This is a genomic window from Pseudomonas sp. B21_DOA (assembly GCA_030544685.1).
Classification (GTDB): domain Bacteria; phylum Pseudomonadota; class Gammaproteobacteria; order Pseudomonadales; family Pseudomonadaceae; genus Aquipseudomonas; species Aquipseudomonas fluorescens_AO.
Window position 1 is genome coordinate 3,422,086 of sequence record CP086683.1, and the last position, 14,378, is coordinate 3,436,463.

General features: G+C 59.0%; 20 protein-coding genes and 1 pseudogene. 8 read left to right on the plus strand and 13 right to left on the minus strand.

Going from position 1 to position 14,378, the window contains the following annotated elements; genetic code table 11:
* Position 1 precedes the first annotated feature (1 nt).
* On the plus strand, positions 2 to 391 hold the full coding sequence (locus tag LJU32_15800) for a hypothetical protein (GenBank protein WKV87242.1): 390 nt from the start codon (positions 2 to 4) through the stop codon (positions 389 to 391).
* A 112-nt stretch (positions 392 to 503) separates the two neighbouring features.
* Here the strand turns inward: LJU32_15800 and LJU32_15805 are convergent, their stop codons facing one another.
* The gene (locus tag LJU32_15805; protein ID WKV87243.1) at positions 504 to 1,019 is read right to left on the minus strand and encodes a hypothetical protein; all 516 of its coding nucleotides are present in this window, start codon (positions 1,017 to 1,019) and stop codon (positions 504 to 506) included.
* A gap of 72 nt (positions 1,020 to 1,091) precedes the next feature.
* Positions 1,092 to 2,042 carry an aromatic alcohol reductase gene (locus LJU32_15810; GenBank protein ID WKV91115.1) on the minus strand — a complete coding sequence of 317 codons (951 nt, stop codon included), beginning with the start codon at positions 2,040 to 2,042 and terminating at the stop codon, positions 1,092 to 1,094.
* A gap of 93 nt (positions 2,043 to 2,135) precedes the next feature.
* Here LJU32_15810 and LJU32_15815 point away from each other — a divergent pair, with 93 nt between their 5' ends.
* Positions 2,136 to 2,594 carry a helix-turn-helix transcriptional regulator gene (locus tag LJU32_15815; GenBank protein WKV87244.1) on the plus strand — a complete coding sequence of 153 codons (459 nt, stop codon included), beginning with the start codon at positions 2,136 to 2,138 and terminating at the stop codon, positions 2,592 to 2,594.
* Between the two features lie 11 nt (positions 2,595 to 2,605).
* Here LJU32_15815 and LJU32_15820 read toward each other — a convergent pair whose 3' ends face one another.
* From LJU32_15820 to LJU32_15835, 4 genes and pseudogenes are all read right to left on the minus strand, one after another.
* The gene (locus tag LJU32_15820; protein ID WKV87245.1) at positions 2,606 to 3,019 is read right to left on the minus strand and encodes a PaaI family thioesterase; all 414 of its coding nucleotides are present in this window, start codon (positions 3,017 to 3,019) and stop codon (positions 2,606 to 2,608) included.
* 119 nt (positions 3,020 to 3,138) lie between these two features.
* Positions 3,139 to 4,079 (minus strand): annotated as a pseudogene (locus LJU32_15825) (AraC family transcriptional regulator).
* 18 nt (positions 4,080 to 4,097) lie between these two features.
* Positions 4,098 to 4,922 carry an oxidoreductase gene (locus LJU32_15830; GenBank protein ID WKV87246.1) on the minus strand — a complete coding sequence of 275 codons (825 nt, stop codon included), beginning with the start codon at positions 4,920 to 4,922 and terminating at the stop codon, positions 4,098 to 4,100.
* Between the two features lie 186 nt (positions 4,923 to 5,108).
* A complete protein-coding gene (locus LJU32_15835; GenBank protein ID WKV87247.1) occupies positions 5,109 to 5,276 on the minus strand; it encodes a hypothetical protein in 168 nt (55 codons plus the stop codon).
* Between the two features lie 209 nt (positions 5,277 to 5,485).
* On the opposite strand from LJU32_15835, the gene LJU32_15840 reads away from it, so the two are divergent.
* Both LJU32_15840 and LJU32_15845 read left to right on the plus strand, forming a co-directional pair.
* The gene (locus LJU32_15840) at positions 5,486 to 5,872 is read left to right on the plus strand and encodes a MerR family transcriptional regulator (protein ID WKV87248.1); all 387 of its coding nucleotides are present in this window, start codon (positions 5,486 to 5,488) and stop codon (positions 5,870 to 5,872) included.
* A gap of 76 nt (positions 5,873 to 5,948) precedes the next feature.
* Positions 5,949 to 6,335, plus strand: a complete 387-nt coding sequence (locus tag LJU32_15845; GenBank protein ID WKV91116.1) for a carboxymuconolactone decarboxylase family protein — start codon at positions 5,949 to 5,951, stop codon at positions 6,333 to 6,335.
* A gap of 37 nt (positions 6,336 to 6,372) precedes the next feature.
* Here the strand turns inward: LJU32_15845 and LJU32_15850 are convergent, their stop codons facing one another.
* Positions 6,373 to 7,287, minus strand: coding sequence for a LysR family transcriptional regulator (locus tag LJU32_15850; GenBank protein ID WKV87249.1), 915 nt, complete (start codon positions 7,285 to 7,287; stop codon positions 6,373 to 6,375).
* A gap of 157 nt (positions 7,288 to 7,444) precedes the next feature.
* Here LJU32_15850 and LJU32_15855 point away from each other — a divergent pair, with 157 nt between their 5' ends.
* The gene (locus LJU32_15855; protein ID WKV87250.1) at positions 7,445 to 8,455 is read left to right on the plus strand and encodes an NAD(P)-dependent alcohol dehydrogenase; all 1,011 of its coding nucleotides are present in this window, start codon (positions 7,445 to 7,447) and stop codon (positions 8,453 to 8,455) included.
* Positions 8,456 to 8,502: 47 nt separating this feature from the next.
* Here the strand turns inward: LJU32_15855 and LJU32_15860 are convergent, their stop codons facing one another.
* Entirely contained in the window at positions 8,503 to 9,153 is a 651-nt protein-coding gene (locus tag LJU32_15860) for a glutathione S-transferase (GenBank protein WKV91117.1), read from the minus strand.
* A 188-nt stretch (positions 9,154 to 9,341) separates the two neighbouring features.
* Here LJU32_15860 and LJU32_15865 point away from each other — a divergent pair, with 188 nt between their 5' ends.
* Complete coding sequence (locus LJU32_15865) at positions 9,342 to 9,917, plus strand: TetR/AcrR family transcriptional regulator (GenBank protein ID WKV87251.1); 576 nt, start codon at positions 9,342 to 9,344, stop codon at positions 9,915 to 9,917.
* On the opposite strand, the gene LJU32_15870 is transcribed toward LJU32_15865, so the two are convergent.
* Both LJU32_15870 and LJU32_15875 read right to left on the minus strand, forming a co-directional pair.
* Positions 9,875 to 10,858, minus strand: coding sequence for an alpha/beta hydrolase (locus tag LJU32_15870; protein ID WKV87252.1), 984 nt, complete (start codon positions 10,856 to 10,858; stop codon positions 9,875 to 9,877). The genes LJU32_15865 and LJU32_15870 overlap by 43 nt on opposite strands.
* Positions 10,855 to 11,298 carry a tryptophan-rich sensory protein gene (locus LJU32_15875; GenBank protein WKV87253.1) on the minus strand — a complete coding sequence of 148 codons (444 nt, stop codon included), beginning with the start codon at positions 11,296 to 11,298 and terminating at the stop codon, positions 10,855 to 10,857. Before LJU32_15875 ends, LJU32_15870 begins: the two co-directional genes overlap by 4 nt.
* A 163-nt stretch (positions 11,299 to 11,461) precedes the next feature.
* Here LJU32_15875 and LJU32_15880 point away from each other — a divergent pair, with 163 nt between their 5' ends.
* Positions 11,462 to 11,698 carry a hypothetical protein gene (locus LJU32_15880; protein WKV87254.1) on the plus strand — a complete coding sequence of 79 codons (237 nt, stop codon included), beginning with the start codon at positions 11,462 to 11,464 and terminating at the stop codon, positions 11,696 to 11,698.
* Between the two features lie 3 nt (positions 11,699 to 11,701).
* Here the strand turns inward: LJU32_15880 and LJU32_15885 are convergent, their stop codons facing one another.
* Positions 11,702 to 13,285, minus strand: coding sequence for a sensor domain-containing diguanylate cyclase (locus tag LJU32_15885; GenBank protein ID WKV87255.1), 1,584 nt, complete (start codon positions 13,283 to 13,285; stop codon positions 11,702 to 11,704).
* Between the two features lie 159 nt (positions 13,286 to 13,444).
* Here LJU32_15885 and LJU32_15890 point away from each other — a divergent pair, with 159 nt between their 5' ends.
* Positions 13,445 to 13,876 (plus strand): DNA methylase, encoded by a 432-nt coding sequence (locus LJU32_15890; protein ID WKV91118.1) that lies wholly within the window; start codon positions 13,445 to 13,447, stop codon positions 13,874 to 13,876.
* A 19-nt stretch (positions 13,877 to 13,895) separates the two neighbouring features.
* Here LJU32_15890 and LJU32_15895 read toward each other — a convergent pair whose 3' ends face one another.
* Positions 13,896 to 14,036, minus strand: coding sequence for a hypothetical protein (locus LJU32_15895; GenBank protein ID WKV87256.1), 141 nt, complete (start codon positions 14,034 to 14,036; stop codon positions 13,896 to 13,898).
* Between the two features lie 12 nt (positions 14,037 to 14,048).
* Entirely contained in the window at positions 14,049 to 14,351 is a 303-nt protein-coding gene (locus LJU32_15900) for a hypothetical protein (GenBank protein WKV87257.1), read from the minus strand.
* Positions 14,352 to 14,378 lie beyond the last annotated feature (27 nt).

Here is a 14,378-nt window from a genome sequence, read left to right on the forward strand (position 1 = left end):
GATGTTCGTGAAAACGCTGACTGGGTTGCTTGTCTTATTGGTTTGCGGCGTGCTGGGCGCTTGCGGAAAAACAGACCGTTTTGCCGACGGCTGGGATCAAGGCGGCAACCTGCATGACGTGAGTCTGCGCGAGTGGGCCTTTGCAACCGATGCCAACCGGCTTGCCAGTGCTGCCGATTTTGTCCGGGAATTTATTCCGGCGTTGCCAGCAGTGTCTTTGCCGCTTGCGAGCGCCCTGGTTGAAAAGTGCCTGACCGAGAGTGCGTATATAGCCGCTATCGAGGAGATTGGGGTGCGAAGCAGAATTGAACCCTGTATTGAATATGCTCAACAAACCGCCCAGAGCCTCGCGCAGGAATATGCCAAGCGCCAGGCTGTTTCCAGCCAGTAAACGGTCGCCAGCGAAGTATTGTCGAGTGTCGGCTCCCAGTTACAAAGGGCCACCGCAGAATGATGGACCAGGATGTTCTTTACTGGGCGCCGAGCGAGACAGGTTGTTGTTTTCACTCGACGAATCTGAGGCATGCAAAAGCGGTTTTGATACGCAGTTGCTTGATGGGTTCGATGCTTTCCTGAGATCCGATTTTTTTGACTACGCCCAGGCCGCAGTATTGTTGATTGAAGGTGAAGATCGGGAGAAGGCCAGCCTTGGGTTCAGTCCAGTAGCCCGACTTCAACGTATAGCTGGCCCCAGCCTGAGGGGTGAAAGAGAAGGGTATCTGGCAAAACTTTCCACCAACTGTTTGTCGGTAAGTCAAAACCAGCTCTTTGTCGACAGCTACCGGCGATTGGATAAAACCCTCGGTATAGGGCAAAGGCGTGAAGCCTGCGTAACATCCCGATTCGTTGAAGGTCATCGCATCGAGGTTAGTGCCGCTTTCATATTTAAGCCTGACCGTCGCCGAGGGTTCATCCTGCCGGGGAAATTGATACTGTTTACCCTGAAACAGTGAAGTACAACCGCTAAGTGCCAATGCTCCAGCCAAAAGCGTCAAACCAAATCTGCCATTCCCGTACATGTACTGCTCCTGGATACCATCGGACTTTTCAGAAGCAGATGATACCGAAAAGTGGCCACATGCTACTAAGCTTTACGAGGTTGCAGACAGCCCAAGATTTTCCCTCGCCCACTGCTCAGCCGTCGTGACCTGAATCGCCCGCTGCTCATTGAACGTGCCTGCTTTAGGCCACGCCACACCTCGACCTTGGGCAAACACCGCGCGGTATTTTTTGATGTGGTGAGTGGGGTCTTTTTCCAGTTCCTGCATCAGGTGCGGCACTGTCCAGACGTTACGCTTGAAGGGCCGTCCGAGCACGCGTTCGAGAAGGCCCGCGACCTGTTCATAGGTCAGCGTGTCGCCCGACAGATACACGATCTCGTTGCGAAAACGCGGTTCGAAGAAAACGATTTCTGCGGTCAGCTTGCCGATGTCGTCCGGGGTCGTGAGCGTCACACTGGTGTCCAGGCTGCCCAAGGCGTTAACGGTGGCGTTGTCGAAATCAACGACTTCAAATACTGGCTCAAACAGGAAGCTGGTAAACATGCCGGTCGAGATGATCACCCATTCGGTTTTGTCCTGCGCGCGCAGCAGTTCGCGCACGTCGAGTTGAGCATCGAACAGATCCTGCGGACTGCCCCGGCCGATCACCTCGAAATCCACGCCAAACTGCCAGGGAAAGTAGCGTTTGATGCCGGACTTGAGAGCAGCGGTCGCCAGCTTCATCGGCGTCTCGCGACCAGCCACCATGCCGGCGCAGCCGATGACGGTATCGAAAGGTGCGAAGACTTCGGCCAGTTGGTCGATCGAATCGTTGACCAGATCTGCCGCCACCATCTGCATGCCGAGACGGCGCAGTTCATCGATTTCGGATTTCTTTGCCGGCACCTGACTGTCGATCGTCGAGGCCCTGAGCAGGACGCTGATCCTGCTGCCAGGCGAGCGCTTTGCCACTCGCGCAAGGTTGCGCAAAACCGGCAGGCCGAGCTCGCCTGCGCCAAGGACAAGAATGGATTGCGGGGAAGGGTGGTTCGATTCGGTCATGATGTCTCCTGAGATCTGCATGTAAGATCGGCAAATGCTGGCACGATCGGGCAGCACTCAGAAGAAGGCACACGCGTGATACCAGGTGAAGAAGTGACTGATCAGCAAGCGCTCAGTGAGGCAGAAGCAATCTGCCAGACGCTCAGACGAGACGATGATGGCGTGCGCCGCGAAGTGCTTGCGCACGCCGGTAGTCGCTGGTCTTTGGGCATCCTGCATGCCTTGGGGGTGTACGGCACGATGCGTCACGCCGAGATCAAACGGCAGATGACCGGCGTGACTCAGCGCATGTTGACCAAAACCCTGCGTGCGCTGGAACGCGACGGCCTGCTGACCCGGCGCGAGCTCGACCATGTGCCGCCGCACGTCGAGTACGAGCTGACGCCATTGGGCATGGGCTTACTGGTGCGGATGTCGCCGATCTGGACTTGGGTGGTGGAAAACGTCGAGGGTTTCCGCCAAGCGCGACGCACGTTCGATAGCCAGATCGGCAAGAAACCCTCATGGCAAATTCCTGTTCCAGCGCGGGATGATTCTGAAGCGTCAGACTGAGGTTTCGCGCTTCAGCTCAGCGGCACCGCGAACACGGCACTGGCGCGCGCAACCGTTCGCTCACCGACGTGCAGACTGACGCCAGCAAACGCCAGTTGGCGGCCCTTTTTGGAGTGTTCAAGACGCACTTCGAGCCACTCGTTGATTTGCACCGCACCGAGATAATCCAGGGTCATGCTCGCCGTGATCAACGGCTGCGGCGGATCGCTGGAGAAAGCCATGGCGTAGCCCATGCCGACATCGGCCAAAGTCGCCAATACACCACCATGCAAAGTGCCGCGACCATTGGCGTGGCGGGAGTCGGTCAGCAAGCCCAGTTCCAATTGCAGGCCGTGGCCTCTGGCGTAGATCGGGCCGAGCAGATCCAGCAATGGACTGCTACGGGTGAACGGAGTGAAACCTTCGGGAATGGCCGTGGTGTTCATGATCCCATCCTGAGGCAGGTGGCTGACCTGTGTGATTGGGCGAGGAAACACAGGAAGGGGCAAGCACTATGCGGATGGGGAATTTGCTGCGATAAGTGCGCGGGGCGGGGCACCGGAAGTCAGTGCGACGACACAAACGGCGAAGCAGTCGTCGGTGCCGGCAACGCATAGGCCTGTTTCATCCACGCCACTTCCGCAAGCGGTGTGCGGCCGAAGAGGCGTTTGAAGTCGCGGCTGAATTGCGAGGCGCTTTCGTAACCGACCAGAAATGCCGATTTTGCCGCGGTCAGGTCGTTACGCAGCATCAGCAATCGCGCCTGGTGCAGCCGCGTCGACTTCAGGTACTGCATAGGCGAAGAGTCGGTAACTTTGCGAAAGTGCAGATGAAAATTCGGCACGCTCATCTGCGCTTCCTCGGCCAAGGTTTCTACGTCGAGATGCTGGTGATAGCAACTGTGGATCTTGTGGATGGCGCGGGTCACTTTGCCGAACTGGCCCTGTTGGGCGATGGCGGCGCGCAGGGTGCCACCTTGTTCGCCGGTGAGGATACGGTAGTAGAGCTCGCGCAGCATCGCCGGGCCGAGGATTTGCGCGTCGGCATCGTTGCTCATCACTTCAAGAAAACGCAGGGTTGACCGGCGCAGCGGTTCGTCCAGAGGCGAGGCGTACATGCCCATCGGCTGCGCTCTGGGGAAATCCCACCGTTCATCGACCTGCTGAATCAGCTCGCCAGCCAAGGCGAAATCCAGACGCACGTACACCGCAAGCATCGGCTCGGTTTCGCTGGCATCGGTTTCCATGGTGAAGGGTACCGGCACCGACACCACCAGATAGTGCTGGGCGTCGTAGACGTAGATTTCATCGCCGAGATAACCGCGTTTACGCCCTGACAAAGGATGACGATGCCCGGTTCATACAGCACTGGCGTGCGGGTCAGCGGTCGGTTGGAGCGCAGGAAACGCACATCGTCCAGCTGGCTGAGGTTGTAACCCTCCAGCGGGGCGAGCTGGCTCATTAGCTGGACCATGCGCGTTGTGAGCGGGTCTTTCGGTTTCCGCATTGAGGTTCTCCGCGTTGCTCAGCCATCCGTCGAGCGGCTAAGCGCTGCCCATTGCTCAATACTCTCCGCCGTCAGTTGCAACTTGTCACGCACCAACGCCAGAGCATCACTGCCAAGCAGCAGGTGGGCCGGCGGGTTTGGACTGTCGATAATCCTCAGCATGACCCGTGCAGCTTTCTGCGGATCGCCCAGCTGATGGCCGCTTTTCTCCTCCCGGGCCTTGCGCACCGGATCGAAGCTTGCGTCGTAGTCGCTGATGCTACGCGGCGTGCGCTGCATCGAGCGGCCTGCCCAGTCGGTGCGAAATGACCCCGGCGCCACAGCGGTGACAAAAATATTGAAGGGCGCAAGCTCCTTGCTCAAGGTGTCGGAGATGCCCTCCAGAGCGAACTTGCTGCCGCAGTAGTACGCGATCCCTGGCATGGTGATATGGCCGCCCATCGAAGTGATATTGAGGATATGCCCCGCGCGGCGCTGGCGGAAATACGGGACGAAGGCCTTGGTCACCGCCACTGCGCCAAACACGTTGACGTCGAACTGGCGGCGCATTTCCTCCAGCGATGACTCTTCGAAAATCCCCTCATGGCCATAACCTGCGTTGTTGACCAGCACGTCCACCGGGCCGTGACGATCCTCCACTGCCGCAACCACCCCATCGATGGCATCGAAATCGGTAACGTCCAGAACCACCCCATGCGCGCGCTCGGGCGATAAAGCTTCGAAAGCTGCCAGAGCGGACTCACTGCGCACTGTGCCGATAATCCGGTGACCTTGAGCGAGCGCTTCCTTGGCCAGCGCCTGGCCGAAGCCGCTGCTGACACCGGTGATGAAAAGGGTCTTCATGGATCTGTACTCCAGCAGGCGATTGGAGAGTCCATGCTAGGACGGATAACGCTGTTGGACTATGCCGGATCGGATCGAAGTATTGCCTGTTCCTATCAATAGGGTTTTCCAGGTCTTGCCTCAAGAAACGGAAAAGTCCTGCGGGTTTCAAACCCGCAGGACTTTTCTTGTCTCGGCAGCACGCGCTTAGGCTGCGCGACGACCCGGGGTGCGGTCAGAACCGTCGGCAGCAACAGTCTGCTGTGGTTCGCTGACCCGGGTGAAGAAACGATCTTCCTGATTGCTCGGTACGGCGAATGCGCTGGCGCTGAGGGCAAAGGTGGCGATAGCGATCAGTTGGCTTACAGTTTTCATGGCGGTGACTCCGGTCAAATTTCGATTGAGGTCCGGGTCGTTCAGATCAGTCTCTGGCTAACCCGTTGCAGTGGTGTGTTCTGCATGGGTTCAGATTAGGGGGCAGGGCGGTGTCGGCGTTAGGCGGATACTGTTGGCGATTTGCCTGATTCTGCTCGATGGAAAATAGCCATTGACTTAGAGCGCACTCAAACCTTTACGGTGATGACATGAATTCAGAACTGACAATTTCAAAGTTGGCCAAACGCCTTGATTTGAGCGCTCACACGATCCGCTATTACGAGCGCATCGGGCTGTTCGACCCGGTTGGGCGCGGTGGCAATGGCCACCGGGTATACGCCGAGAAGGATGTGCTGTGGGCCGAGTTTCTGCTCCGGCTGAAGGCGACCGGAATGCCGATCCAGCAAATGCTGCGGTATGCCGAATTGCGTCGATCAGGCGACTCGACCCTGGCAGAACGCCGCGACCTTCTCGAGCAGCATCGCCGGCACGTGCAAGCGCAGATCAGCCAGTTGAGCCAGTCCCTGAAGGTTCTGGATAACAAGATTCAGATCTATCACCAACTTGAGCAAAAGGAGCAACACCATGATCCGTAAACTTCCCGGTTTCAACCGCTTGCTGTCCGCCACATTGATCGGCGCCAGCGTGACCAGTGTCGCAGCGCCGGTGGAGATGACTGATCGTCGAGCGCGCGGAGAAGCCGCTCTGACGCAGATTACTGGCGGACCTGGTCAGGCAGTGGTCGATTCATTGAAGGATACTGCTCCAGAGCTTGCGGACTGGATTCTGAGTTTTGCCTACGGCGATGTCTTCGCCCGCCCCGGCCTCGACCACTGCACTCGTGAGCTGGCAACCGTTGCGGCATTGACCGCACTGGGCAACGCACAGCCACAACTGAAAGTGCATATCGGCGGAGCCCTGAACGTCGGGTGCACACCGGAGGCGGTGGTCGATGTGATCTTGCAAATGACCGTATACGCAGGATTTCCCAGCGCCTTGAACGGAATAACGGCTGCGCGTGAAGTCTTTGCTGCTCGCGGGATCAGTGTTAAGTCCTAGGTGCGCACGCTGCAGAAACTGCGGGATAAAGCCAGATTCAACCTACCACCCACCCCGCATACAACTGCACAAACCGCACCTGCAACCATTCGATAAACACCTGAACCTGCGCTGGCAAGTGCGTGCGGCTCGGGTACAACAGCGATACCGGCCGAGGCTGCGGGCGCAGCGGTTGCAGAATTTCCACCAGAGCACCGTTAGCCAAATGCTCGGCCACCGCAATACCCGGTGCCTGAATGATGCCGAAACCCGACACGCCACACTGCACGTAGGCGTTCGACTCGGTGACGGTAATACCTTGGCGGCTGACGTAGGTTTTCTGTTTGCCCTCAAGTGAAAACTGCCAGGGCAAGGTGCGGTTGTTCTGGCCCGAGAGAAAGTTCACGCCTTGATGGTTCGCCAGATCTCCAAGCGTTTCCGGCGTGCCGTGGTCGCGCAGGTATTCGGGCGCGGCGCAGGTGACCATGGTCGCCAAGGCGATAGGGCGGGCGATCAGCGTTGAGTCGGGCAGCTCGCCGATGCGCAGCGCGCAGTCGATGCCTTCGCCGACCAAATCAACCGCACGATCGGTGACGCCCAGCACCATGTCGATGCCGGGGTAGGTGTCGGTGAATTCGCGCAGGCTCTTGATGAATTCCAGTTGCGCGAACGCAGTGGGGATATCGATGCGCAGGCGGCCGGACAGCGTGGCTCCGGTGCGATCGAACATCGTGGTGGCGGCGGTGATCTCGGCGAGGATTTCCTGTACCCGCTGATAGAAAAGTTCACCCTCGGCGGTGAGTGCGACTTTCCTCGTAGTGCGCTGGAACAGGCGAACGCCCAGCGATGTTTCCAGTTCCTGAATATAGCGAGTGACCTGCGGCCGGCCGATATCCAGCGACTCGGCGGCTTTGGTGAAACTGCCCAGCTCCGCCAGCCGGGCGAACAGGCGCATCGATTGCAGTAATTCCATGACTTTTCCGCTGAGCTTCAGTATCTGGATTTGTTGCCTGAGAATAGAACAATCCTGTCTGTTTCCAAGCATTTATTGCGCTGGTGTAAAAGCCAATCATGGCCCCAAGGCAAACCTGCTGAGGGTTTGCGGCCAATAACGCATCTGGAGACTCACCATGAAAGCGTGGTTACTGAAAGATTTCGGGCTCGACAATCTGCAGCTCGGCGAGACGCCAACGCCGCAGCCCAAGGCTGGCGAGCTGTTGGTCAAGGTCGGCGCGGTCTCGCTGAATTTCCGCGACAAGGCCATCGTTGACGGTATCTACGAGCCGCACCTAGTGCCAAAACCGCTGATTCCGGTGAGCGATGCCGCCGGTACCGTAGTCGCAATCGGCGCCGGTGTTACTCGTTTCAAGGTCGGCGACCGGGTCAATTCGCATCTGTACTCGCGCTGGCTGGACGGCGAGCCGGGGCCGAACGAACCGGATTATTGCTTTGGCTCGCCACTGCCCGGTGGCCTCGCCGAGTACATGATCATTCACGAGGACAGCGCCGTCGGCGCGCCGGCCAACATGAGCGATGAAGAGGCGGCGACGCTGCCAATCGCCGCGCTGACCGCGTGGTACGCGCTGGTGGATTTCGGCGCGATTCAACCGGGCCAGACCGTGTTGGTGCAGGGCACTGGCGGCGTATCGATTTTCGCCGTACAGATCGCCACCGCGCTGGGCGCCAAAGTCATCGCAACCTCAAGCAGCGATGAAAACCTGCACGCGGTAAAACGTCTGGGCGCGGTCGCCGGTATCAACTACCGCAGCACGCCGAACTGGGCGGACGAGGTGCTCAAACTCACCGAGGGCAAGGGTGTGGACCTGCTCCTTGATGTGGCGGGAGGCAATGGCATCAATCAGTCGGTATCAGCGACCATGGCCTCGGGGCGGATTGCGCAGATTGGCTTTCTCACAGGGCAGACCGTCGAGCTGAACCTGATGCCGCTGATCTTCCGCCAGACCACCATTCGCGGCATTGCGGTGGCACCGCGTTCATCGTTCGACCGGATGAACGTGTTCCTCGCCGAGCACGACATTCGCCCGGTGATCGACCATGTCTATCCGTTCGAACAGGCGCGCGAGGCCTATGAGCATCTGGCGAAGGGGGCGTTTGGCAAGGTTGTGATCAAGGTGAGCTGACAACGAAAAAGGCGCCGATCAAGGCGCCTTTTTTGCTGGTCTGGTTTTTACGGTTCGCCGCGCTCAACCATCGCGCGCCATTGCTGCACACTCGGACGTTGCTGCATGCGCGCGTGCCATTCGCGCAGTGCCGTGCAATCTTCCGGGACTTCCAGCTCAACCAGCGCCGAGAAGATCATCCCGCCCAACACGGCGATATCGGCCATGGAAAAACTCGCGCCGGCCACGAACGGTTGATCACGCAGCAAGTTGTCGAAATAGCGCATGCCGCGCACAGCTTTGTCCCGCATGCGCATGCCCCACTCGGCGTTCTGGTACAGCTCCACTTCCGGGCCAAGTCCCGGGGTTGCATGGTGGAAATACACGCTGACGGCATCGAGAAATTCGATCTCGGCACGTTTGGTCAGCATGTGGATCCGTCCTTGCTCAACCGGAGTGCGGCCGGTGAGCACCGTGTTGCCGTCGAGGGCGTCAAGATATTGCGTGATGGCGGTGCACTCGGCGATTAGCGTGCCGTCGTCCAGCTCCAGCACTGGCAGCGTTCCGGAGTAGTTCAAGCGCAAGAACTCGGGGTTCTTGTGTTCGCCTTTCCACAGATTTACCGAGACGAATTCGGTGCGCTGCAACAGCGATTTTTCCGCCAGGGCGATGCGTACGCGGGCCGGGTAGGGGCCGTTGTACCAGTCGTAGATTTTCAGTTTCGAAACGGATTGAGCATCGTTGTGAGTCGAGTCAGCGGTCATATCATTTTCCCTGCCTGTCAGTTGGTAGGCAAAGATTGCGGTCAGAATTTACTGCTGTCAATCCCCTACCTGCCAATTGGCAGGTAAATCTTACGCGAGTACAATCGGCCCCATTGATCGATGGTCATCAAGGACACACAGACATGAGCGTGAACGCACGCGAAGCGATTCTGGACGCCGCCAAAACAGCGGCGCAGACCCACGGCTACAACGGCATCAACTTCCGTAGCATCGGTGAAGTGGTGGGTATCAAGAACGCCAGCATCTACTACCACTTTCCCAGCAAGGCCGACCTCGGCGCGGCAGTCGCCGAGCGTTACTGGCAAGACGCGGCCAAGGCGCTGGACGACATTCGTGAGGCCGATCCCGAGCCGCAGCAATCTCTGAAGTTGTACCCGTCGATTTTCCGCACTTCGCTGGAAAACGGTAATCGGCTGTGCCTGGTCAGCTTCATGGCTGCCGAATATCAAGATTTGCCAGATGCGGTAAAGGATCAGGTAAAGAAATTCGCAGAGGTCAATATCGAATGGCTGACCCAAGTGTTGATCGCTGCTGGATCTGCCGACGAAGACAGCTGCAAGGCGCGGGCACGGGCGATCTACGCCGCGGTGGCGGGCGCGCAGTTGATTGCGCGCAGCCGAGGGGATATTGCGTTGTTTGATGAGTTGATCGGCAGCTACGAAAGTGCCGGGCTGATTTCGGCGGATTTCACTGAGTAGCTCGCCACTCGTGCCGAGATCCACTGCCTGCTGTAAGCCAGCACATGGTCAGCAGTGGCGGTGGGGAAGTGGATGAAGCCATGCGGACACTCCGGCAGCACGTACAACTCCACCGGCGCCGCGTGTTGCCAGCGATCGGCGATGAGCCGCGTGTCATCCAGCAGCGGATCTAGGTCGCCGGCAAACAGCAGCGCTGGCGGCAGCCCGCTGAAATCGCCATACAGCGGTGACAGCGGTGGCTGGCGTCGTTGTTCGTCGCTGATATCCGGCGTGAGCAGGCGTAACGCGTCGACCATGCCGGGGCCGTCGAGCACCAGCGTATCGGCGGGTGCGGTGCGCACGCTGGGTGTGCCGGTCAGGTCGTAGACGCCGTAATACAGCAGCGCGCCGCAGATCCGTTGCAGCAGTTCGGGCGAAGATTTGAGCGCGAGCAGGGTGGCCGCCGCCAGATGCCCGCCGGCCGACTCACCGACGACGACTGCGGGCAATCCAGCAAATTCAGCATCGTTCAAGATGCCGCGCGTGGCGCACAGACAATCGTCCAGCAAGCCCTCGATCGGCGTCGACACGGCCAACCGATAATCCACAGACACCACCGCCACGTCGCAGGTATTAACGATGGCGATGTTGAAGTTGTCGTTCATCTGCGCATTGCCGATCACCCAGCCACCGCCATGGAAGTCCAGTACCACGCCTCTGGCTTTGCCCTTGGGACGGATGATGCGTACCGGCACCGTGGCGATGATCTTCCGTTCGGCGGTCAGCCCATGCTGGCGCAACTTGCCGGCGCCGCCGAGCTGACCCGCCCGCAGCAACGCCTGAATCAGCCGTGGGGTGACTCGATTGCGCACCTTGAAACGCGGCAGCCAGGCGAGCTTTTTGTTGAACGCGCGAACCTGCGCCAGTTCGCGCTCGCCTTGCGGCCATGGAAAGTCGCTCACAGGCGATTCTTCATCAGGATCGAGCAGTTCAGCGCCAGCGCAACGCAGAGCCAGGCCAGGTACGGGAACAGAATCAGCCCGGTGACCACGTCGAGTTGCAGCGCGAGTACTACCATCACCGCGACCACCACCCACAACACCGCCAGAATCACCAACGCCGCTAGCACCTGATGCGCGCCGAAGAACACTGGCGTCCACAGCGTGTTCAGGGCGATTTGCGCGGCCCACAAGGCCAGCACCGTTTGGCTGCCGGGGATCAGGCTCAGGCGATAACCGGCCCAGGCCAGCAGCAGGTAGATGATCGTCCACGCTATCGGAAAGGCCCAGTTGGGCGGGGTGAAGGAGGGTTTGGTCAGCGCTTCGTACCACGGGCCGGGTTTGAACATCACGCCAGTGGTTGCCGCCGCCGCGCAGGCCAAGAGGAAGATGAAGAAGGTCATTGCCGGTCCTTAGCTGTGATCAGCTGTTATGGAGAGTTAAGAAGAGGACGCTTCGCTGCGCAAAAAGTTTGTTTGCAAACGCAAAATGGCAGTCAGGTTGAACTAAAAGCTGACCGTCGCGTCAGGATAAACACTGCCTTTTCCCACCGACGCGGACGACATCATGTACACCTATCACATCGAATACCGATTCAACGGCGAGCCCCGTACCTATCTGCTCGAGCTCAAGGAAGCGCAACTGGCCGAGCACGACGCGGCGATGCATCTGTTGGAACTGCATCTGGGCGATGCCGAAAACAGCCTGGTCATGCCGCCCGCGGACTCGACTCCAGAGCAGATTCTCGAGCAGGCAGAGCGGGTGGGGATTACACATATCCGGGTGGTCAGCCGGACTAATTGACCGTCACGGTCCATCACATTCCAGGCCACTGTCCCCGCCACTGCAATAACGGTCCCGGCCTTGCTGCTTTGCCGCATAGAGCATCTTGTCAGCCGATTCGATCAGCACGGCGGGGGACACGTCCTGTTCGGCTGGCTGGCCAACCGCAATGCCCGCGCTGGCAGTGACGTGACCCAGCGGGTGAGCACTGTGCTCCATCTGCAATGAGCGAATGGTCTCAAGTATGTCCTCTGCCACAAGCGCCGCCCCTCGAATATCCGTGTTGGGCAGCAACACGGAAAACTCCTCGCCGCCATAGCGCACGGCCAGATCACCCGGTCGCTTGACCGCTCGCGCAATCGCTTGGCCGACAGCGCTCAGGCAATCGTCGCCCGCCGCATGTCCGTAGGTGTCGTTGTAGAGTTTGAAGTGATCAACATCAATCATGATCAGTGAAATCGAGGAGCCCTGGCGTCTGGCCAGACGGATTTCGTCAGCCAGCGCGGTGTCCAGGCGGCGGCGGTTGGCCAGCCCGGTCAGGCTGTCGGTCAGGGCCATGTCCTTCATGGCCTGGTGTGCACGGCGCAAGTCCTTTTCCATGACCATCCGTTGGCGCAGTTGCCTCAAGACGATCCACCCAAAGATCGTGAAAGCGGTGATCACCGACATCAACACGAAGCCGGTTTTGATCAGGTCCCAGCGCCACGGCGCAATGATCGATTCGCGGGAAAGGCCTGTTTCTACCACCAACGGATAGGTGCTCAAAGCCCTGTAGCCATACAGACGCTGGGTGCCGTCGACGACGGCTCTGACTTCGGCGATGCCTTGATTGGAATAGGGCAGGTAGTTCTTGAAAACCTCGCTGTCGGCGAGGCTCTGACCGATCACCGAGGCGATAAAGGGGCGACGTACAAGAATCGTTCCGTTGCGCAACGCCAGTACCAGTGCGCCCTTGTCGTCGATCTTGAAATCGCCGTAATAGTCGACGAAATAACTGACCTTGATCGTCCCCAGCAGCACGCCGGCGAAGGAGCCGTCCGGGTTGTTCAAGCGGCGGGAAATCGGAATGATCAGGTCGTCCGTGGATTTGCTTTTGACGACATCACCGATGCGCACGTTTCGGTCGGTGTGGGTTCGGTGGTACTGGAAGTAATCGCGGTCGGCATTGTTCGCCGGATCCGGGATGTTTTCCTTGTCGGTGACGATCCAGTGCCCGTCCGGGCCGTAGATGAACAGGCCGTGCAGCTGCGGCATCAACTTGGCCTGCTGGACCAGCAACTTGTGGATCCGGGGCACATCGATGTTCTGCAAGCCATCGCCTTCGACGCGCTCGCCCAGCGCGGCGGTCAACACGTCTACCTGGCGAATGGCGTCCTCGGCGTGCTGCGCCGTTGCGCGCGCGAGGTTGGTGACCGAATCCCGGGCGGACGAAAACGCCGAATGGTAGTCACGCCACGTCCGCCATCCTTCCACTCCCAGAAACGCCAGAATCACCGTCAGCATGAAGATCACGGTCAGGCGGAAAGCGGCTATGTCGCTGGAAGCTTTGATGGGAGCGGTTTCTGCAGCGTCATGCCCTTGGCTGTCGGGCAGTTTGCGGCCGAGCATTTGAAGGTCCTTATGCTTGTCATCTCGCATCTCTGAAAGATGACCATCCTTTTCCACTGGGGATTCAATTTATTGCCCTTGTCGGGCGGCGGCCATTGGATCGTTCAAAGCCGTGCCGGGTCAACATCTGTAATAGACGCGCGCCTTGAGGTGAGACTTGTGAGTGAAATCATCACGGCCGGTGACCTGAACATCGACCTGCGAAACGCCAACGAATCCGGCCTGTTCAAATGGCTGCTGGCCAGTTTTCTGATGGGCAAAAGGATACAGGGCGCGATCGCCGCCAAGGCGTATCAAGTCATAGTAGAGCAGCATCACAAAGACACCCCGCAAAAGCTTGCGCAGTGTACTCACCGGCAACTGGTGTCGATGCTGGGGCAGGCGCGTTACGTGCGCTATGACGAGAGCACGGCGTCGCGATTACTCGCGTTGGCCAGCAAGCTCAACAACGAGTACGCCGGCAAGGTCAGTAACATCGTCGCAGCGAGCGCGGATCGCAAGGCGCTGGAGAAGCGCCTGTCCGAGTTCGAGGGGATAGGGCCGAAGACCATTGAGATCTTCATGAGGGAAGCGGCTGCGGTGCTGTTTTGAATGTGCAGCAGCGACAGGCTCACATCGCAACGACTTTCCCCGCCAGCTCGCTCATCATGATCAGCGTTCCGCCGGCGAATATCGCGCAGCCCAGCAGAAACAGGAGGCCGGGGGCGATGATCGGCCTTGAGGGCAAACCCGGATTTTTAAGTGTTCTCATGTCGCGCTCCTTTTACCGATGGAATGGTTCAGCCACCTCGATTGAACGGTTGCGCGATGCCAATGCGCGCTTGGCAAATACCGGCATCGTGGGCAAGGCGTCGTCGACGGCTGGATGTTCGTCCGCTGGCGGGACGGTGGTCTCCTCGGCGAAGTTATTCGGCAGCAGCGTACCCAGGCCAAATACATTGACGGCCATGCTGACTTTCAGCCCCCGACAGGCCTGTTTGCAGTCGAGCTCAAAACACGCGTATGCATGCTCCATCAAGCGTTGAAAATGTTCAGTGGTCAGTGCCGAGACTTTGCTGCTTTTCATGTTGTTCACCTTGAGCAAGTGGCGACC